Annotated in this window: 5 protein-coding genes; 2 read left to right on the top strand and 3 right to left on the bottom strand. The window is 64.5% G+C overall.

The window, feature by feature from the left end; all coding sequences use genetic code 11:
- Nucleotides 1-134 precede the first annotated feature (134 nt).
- From RFN28_RS29775 to RFN28_RS29765, 3 genes are all read right to left on the bottom strand, one after another.
- The gene (locus tag RFN28_RS29775; RefSeq protein ID WP_320290711.1) at nt 135-818 is read right to left on the bottom strand and encodes an RNA polymerase sigma factor; all 684 of its coding nucleotides are present in this window, start codon (nt 816-818) and stop codon (nt 135-137) included.
- Between the two features lie 193 nt (nt 819-1,011).
- On the bottom strand, nt 1,012-2,097 hold the full coding sequence (locus tag RFN28_RS29770) for an HPP family protein (RefSeq protein WP_320290710.1): 1,086 nt from the start codon (nt 2,095-2,097) through the stop codon (nt 1,012-1,014).
- A gap of 217 nt (nt 2,098-2,314) precedes the next feature.
- Nucleotides 2,315-3,484, bottom strand: a complete 1,170-nt coding sequence (locus RFN28_RS29765) for a cystathionine beta-lyase (protein WP_320290709.1) — start codon at nt 3,482-3,484, stop codon at nt 2,315-2,317.
- A 556-nt stretch (nt 3,485-4,040) separates the two neighbouring features.
- Here RFN28_RS29765 and RFN28_RS29760 point away from each other — a divergent pair.
- On the top strand, nt 4,041-5,069 hold the full coding sequence (locus RFN28_RS29760) for an amino acid ABC transporter substrate-binding protein (protein ID WP_320290708.1): 1,029 nt from the start codon (nt 4,041-4,043) through the stop codon (nt 5,067-5,069).
- Nucleotides 5,070-5,131: 62 nt separating this feature from the next.
- On the top strand, nt 5,132-6,319 hold the full coding sequence (locus RFN28_RS29755; RefSeq protein ID WP_320290707.1) for an amino acid ABC transporter permease: 1,188 nt from the start codon (nt 5,132-5,134) through the stop codon (nt 6,317-6,319).
- The last annotated feature ends 2 nt before the right edge of the window (nt 6,320-6,321 follow it).

The following is a 6,321-nucleotide window of genomic DNA, read 5'->3' as shown; positions in this document are numbered from 1 at the left end:
ATCCATGCCGTGACCTCGCGCGAAAAGTGCAGCGGAGCAGAATTCTGCACCGTCGCAATACGTCCATGTAACGGCATGGATCCTGGGGTCTGCGCCGCGTCGCTTCGCTCCCGCTACGCCCGAGGATGACGAACTCAATCGCCGAACCCCAGCCTCTTCATCACCGCCGCCGTCAGCCTGTCGCACCGCCGCCCGGCGAAGGGGAAGGCGTCGAGCAGCACCGGGCCGATCTCGTCATCCAGCGCCTTGCGCACCAGCGCGCGAGCGCGGTGCAGCCTGGTCTTGACCGTCTCCGGCCGGATGCCGAGCACCTCGGCCGTCTCCTCGATGCTCAAGCCCTCGATGACGCGGGCGACGAAAACGGTGCGATAGACATCGGGAAGGCTGTCGGTCGCCCGTTCGACCAGGCCGAGGATCTGCCGCTGCGCCATCGTCCGCTCCGGATCGTCACTTGGGTTCAGGGGAAAGCGAATGATCTGCGCCTCCGGGTTCTCCGGCATGGCCACGACACGCTTTCGCTTGCGCAGCCGGCCGAGCGCCTCGTTGATCGTGATGCGCGACAGCCAGGTCGACAAAGAGGCATCGCCGCGGAAGCTGTCGAGGCTGGCGAAGGCGCGCATATAGGCCTCCTGCACGATGTCCTCGGCCTCGGCGTCGTTGCGCACCACGCCGCGCGCGATGCGGTAGAGCCGCTGGTTGTGCGACTTGACGATTGCGCGGAAGGCATCCGCTTCCCGTGCAAGCGCGCGGCGCACCAGCGCCATGTCGCCGGCCTCAGCCGCCGAAATCGCGGCGGCCTCTATTGCGGACTTCCTCATCGTGTCCCGATCTCCGGACAGGCGTTTCATCCTAATGCATGTCGCCCAAAAGTGCGCAGCGGTTTTGGGAGAACGACATGCATCAAACAAAGACTTAAAGCGCGTCGCCCGACACCGTTTCAACGCGACGCGCTTTAAGATTGGATGCGCCAGCCGGCAAAAGGTTCCCGGACTTTCCGGACCCAGTCGGGCGCTATGCTACAGCTTTCAGCTGCGGCCTGTCTGCAGCCTGCACGCGCGCCGCGGCGGCGAGAAGTTCGGTCTGCGTGATCAGGCCGAGAATTTGCCGCCCGGCATCGACGATCACCACGGCGTGGCTGTGCCCGTCCGTCAGCACCGGCAGCAGGCTCATCGCCGGCGTGTCGGGCGAGGCGGTGCCGGCTTTCGACATCACGCCTTTCACCGTATCCGTTGGCCTGGTCAGCTCGCGCAGGCCGACGGCGCCGACCAGCTTTGCCTCGCCATCCACCACCGGCAAGGTGCGGATATTGTGGTCGAGCAGCTGTTTTCGCGCGTCGTCGGCGCTGGCATTCTCCGGCACCGAGATCACGTCGCGGGACATGATGTCCTGGCAGAGCAGGCTGCGGTGCGCGCGCACCATCGCCTGCAGCTCGACCCGGCGCAGCAGCCGCTCGATGTCGTCGCGGTCGATGTCGAAGGTCTCGTCGAGCGCGGCAAGCGCGGCATCGACATCCTCCGGCCGGAAGCCGACGCGCTCGGTCGGGGGCCGGTCGGTGGTGCCGTGGCTGTTGGCGGCGGGCTGATGCACATGCGGGTAGTTGCGCCGCGACAGCTTGTGGAACAGCAAGCCGAGCGTCACCAGGATGATCGAGTTCAGCGCCACCGGCACGAAGGGAAACAGGAAGCCGGCGGCGGTCACGGCTGGTCCGCCAAGCACGCCGGTGAGCGCCGCGGCACCGCCCGGCGGGTGCAGCGAGCGCGTGAACGACATGGCGGCAATGGCGAGCGCCACCGCGAGGCCGGAGGCGATCACCGGGTTGTGCACGAAATGCGCCACCGTCACGCCGACCAGCGCCGAAATCGTGTTGCCGCCGATGATCGACCAGGGCTGCGCCAGCGGGCTCGACGGCACGGCAAACAGAAGCACGGCCGAGGCGCCCATCGGCGCCACCAGCATCGCCACATGCGGGCCGCTGCCCATGGCGAGCCCGCTGATCACGCCGGTCAGCGCGATGCCGATGGTGGCACCGATGCAGGCGGTGAGCCGTTCGCGCAGCGTCGCGCCGGCAAGGATTGGAACGAAGAGGCGGAACGCCATGGCGGGCCCTGGGAAGAGTGGGTGATTTTGCGGGTGCCGCAATGCCGCCGAAGCCACGGATTTGGAAGCCAAACCAATCCGCATATTCGCGGCCGGGGAAAATATTATTGCCCGGCGAGGCGCGTGCGGCATGCCGCAAGCGGCCTCTGCTTTCTCAATTGCGCCAAGGCGTTACGGGCGTTTGCGGAATCGGATTGGCAAGCGCTCGACCCATCGCTCAGGCTTCGGCTGCCGCTTTGAGCCCGCGCTGGATATCGGCCTTGAGGTCCTCGACGTCTTCCAACCCGATCTGCAGGCGAATCAGCGGGCCGGCGTAAGGGCCCTTGGCGACGGTGCGGTCGCCGAGGAAGACCGGCACGGCAAGGCTCTCATAGCCGCCCCAGGAATAGCCGAGGCCGAAGATGGTCAGCGCGTCGAGGAAGGCGTGCTGCTGTTTCTGCCCGCCGCCCTTCAGCACGATCGAAAAGATCCCGCTCGAGCCGCAGAAGTCGCGCTTCCACAGCGCATGGTCAGGGTGGCTCGGCAGCGCCGGATGCAGCACCTCAGCCACGCCCGGCTGTTCCTCCAGCCAGCGCGCGATCTCGAGCGCGCTCTTCTGGTGATGCTCGAGCCGCACTCCCATGGTGCGCAGGCCGCGCAGCACCTGGTAGACGTCGTCCGGCCCGGAACAGCAGCCCAGCGTGCAGAAGCCTTCATAGAGCTGCTTCCAGCAGGCTTCGTTGGCCGATACCGTGCCGAGCAGCACGTCCGAATGACCGGCCGGATATTTTGTCGCCGCATGGATCGAGATGTCGACGCCATGATCGAGCGGCTTGAAATAGAGCGGTGTCGCCCAGGTGTTGTCCATCATGACGATGGCGTTCGCCGCATGCGCCGCCTGGACGATCGCGGGAATGTCCTGCACCTCATAGGTGTTCGATCCCGGCGATTCCGTGAACACCACCTTGGTGTTGGGCTTGATCAGCGCCGCGATGCCGGCGCCGATGCGCGGATCGTAATATTCGATCTCGACGCCGAGGCGTTTCAGCATGGTGTCGGCGAAGTTCCGCGTCGGGTGGTAGACCGAATCGACGATCAGCAGATGGTCGCCGGCCGAAACGAAGGTGAGCAGGGGGATCGTCACCGCCGCAAGGCCCGACGGCACCGCGATCGTGCCGGCCGAGCCTTCAAGCGCATCGACGGCGAGCGTGAGCGCATCCATGGTCGGCGTGCCGCGCGTGCCATAAGTGTATTTCTGGCCGCGGTTGGCCATCGTCGCGGCGTCGGGATAGAGCACCGTCGAGGCGTGCACGACCGGCGGATTGACGAATCCGAAATAGTCGCGCGGCTTGTTGCCGGAGTGGGCAAGCCGCGTGTTGATGCCGATATCGCTGCCGTTTGTCGCCATGGTTCGTCGCCTGTCGTAATGTGTCAGGAGGCCAGCCATAAAGCGACGGCACTGGGCGTGCAACTGCTGCCAACGCGCCAAGCGGCGGTGTTTGGATGGGCCAAATAGAAGATTGCCGGCTTGTCGTTTGAGCCTGTTGCACGCCTCCTGCGAAGATGCGCCGAAGCCGGTTTGAGGCACCTTCCTGTGCCCATGAATCATGCCAGTCCTTCTTTTTGCGACGACAGTAGTAACCGGCAGGAGTTCACGTAACGTTCAAACTTTGCGCGACGCCCGACTTGCCGGTTCCGCTTGCATCTCTTGACCAATTCGCGGCGCTTTTGGCTGCAATTCGGGCATTTGCGGCAATCGGTTTTCAAACGTGTCGCAATTCGGTCATTTCCCTTGACCTCACAGGAATAATCGCCTTCGATGCGTTTCGTGAATGGGAGGCAGTGCATCGGTAACGGTGCGGGTCCGGGAGTGGGGCCGAAGTGGGAGCTGCATTCACACAAAAAAGGATCAGGGCTGCCTGGGAAGCAGGGGCGCCTGTAAAGCAGAAAAGGGTCTGTGGGTCATGAAACACATTGCAATCGGCATTCTCGGCGCCGCCGCGCTCGGGTTTATGGCGTCGGCAGCCTCGGCCGGCACGCTGGATACCGTGAAGCAGAAGGGCTTCATCCAGTGTGGCGTCTCGACCGGCCTCGCCGGCTTCTCGGCGCCGGACGACAAGGGGGAATGGCAGGGTATCGACGCCGACTTCTGCCGCGCCGTCGCGGCCGCCGTCTTCGGCGACGCCACCAAGGTCAAGTTCACCCCGCTCAGCGCCAAGGAACGCTTCACCGCGCTGCAGTCGGGCGAGGTCGACATCCTGTCGCGCAACACGACCTGGACGATCAACCGCGACACCGCGCTCGGCCTGAACTTCGTCGGCACCACCTACTATGACGGCCAGGGCTTCATGATCAACGCCAAGAAGCTGCCGGGCGTGAACTCGGCGCTGCAGCTTTCGGGCGCCGCCGTCTGCGTGCAGACCGGCACCACGACCGAGCTCAACCTCGCCGACTACTTCAAGGCGAACAAGATGGAGTACAACCCCGTCGTGTTCGAGAAGCTGGAAGAGGTCAACGCCGCCTATGACGCCGGCCGCTGCGACGTCTACACCACCGACCAGTCGGGCCTCTACGGCATCCGCCTGACGCTGGGCTCGCCGGCCGATCATGTCGTGCTGCCCGAGATCATCTCCAAGGAGCCGCTCGGTCCGGCCGTGCGCCAGGGCGACGACCAATGGTACCACATCGTCAAGTGGACGCTGTTTGCGCTGATCAACGCCGAGGAGTACGGCATCACCAAGGCCAATGTCGACGAGATGAAGAACTCGGACAACCCCGAGATCAAGCGCATCCTCGGCCAGGAGGCCGACACCAAGATCGGCACCGATCTCGGCGTCTCCAACGACTGGGTCGTCAACATCGTCAAGGCCGTGGGCAATTACGGCGAAATGTTCGACCGCAACGTCGGCTCCGGCAGCCCGCTCAAGATCGCGCGCGGCATCAACGCGCTGTGGACCAAGGGCGGCCTGCAATACGCTCCGCCGATCCGCTGATCGAAATGTGATCCGGGGGGCAGATCGTCTGCCTCCCGGTTTCTCTTTTCAGAGGACGGTCCATGGCTTCGCAGGAAATCCTTCGCGAGGGGCCGAGTCGCGGCTCCTTCGTCAATGACCCGAAAATACGCAGTCTCTTCTTTCAGACGCTGGTCATCGTCTTGCTGTTCGGCTCGATCTGGTGGATCGTCCACAACGTCATCGACAATCTGCAGCGCCTGCACATCGCATCCGGCTTTCAGTTCCTGAGGGGCCGGGCCGGTTTCGACATCTCGGACACGCCGATCGCCTACACTTCCGATTCGACCTACGGCCGCGCCCTGGTGGTCGGTTTGCTCAACACAATCATCATCGCGGGCGCCGGCATCGTCACCGCGACCATCATCGGCTTCATCGTCGGCATCGGCCGCCTGTCGAATAACTGGCTGATCCGCAAGATCTTCACCGTCTATGTCGAAGTGTTCCGCAACATCCCGCCGCTGCTGGTCATCTTCTTCTGGTATTCCGGCGTGCTGGCCGTCCTGCCGCCGCCGCGCGAGAGCATCCATCTGCCGTTCGGCACCTTCCTCAACCAGCGCGGGTTCTATTTCCCGCGCGCCGTCTGGGGCGAGGGCTCCTGGCTGGTCGCCGTCGCCTTTGTCCTGGCGCTGGCCATGGCCTGGTTCGTCGCCCACCGGGCGCGTCAGCGGCAAATGGCGACCGGCCAGCAGTTCCCGGTGTTCTGGACTTCGGTCGCGCTGATCGTCGGCCTTCCGGTGCTCGCCTTCCTGTTAGCCGGAATGCCGCTCGCCTTCGATTTCCCGAAGCAGTCGACCTTCAACCTGACAGGCGGGTTCCTGCTCAAGCCGGAATTCCTGTCGCTCTACATGGCGCTATCCTGCTATACGGCGGCTTTCATCGCCGAGATCGTGCGCGCCGGCATCAGGGGCGTCAGCAAGGGCCAGACCGAGGCAGCGGGCGCCCTCGGTTTGCGCTCCGGTCCGATTCTGCGGCTGGTGGTGGTGCCGCAGGCGATGCGCATCGTTATCCCGCCGCTGACCAGCCAGTATCTCAACCTGACCAAGAACTCCTCGCTTGCGATCGCCATCGGCTATCCGGACCTCACCGCCACCGCCGGCACCGTACTCAACCAGACAGGGCAGGCGGTCGAGGGTGTGGCGATCATGATGATCGCCTATCTGGTGCTGAGCCTCGTGACCTCCGCGGTCATGAACGTAGTCAACGCCAGGATGGCGCTGGTGGAGAGGTAGGG

Source organism: Mesorhizobium album (assembly GCF_033977205.1).
Classification (GTDB): Bacteria; Pseudomonadota; Alphaproteobacteria; order Rhizobiales; family Rhizobiaceae; genus Mesorhizobium; species Mesorhizobium album.
Note: the sequence above shows the minus strand (reverse complement) of the source record. Positions and strands in the feature narration are given on the sequence as shown.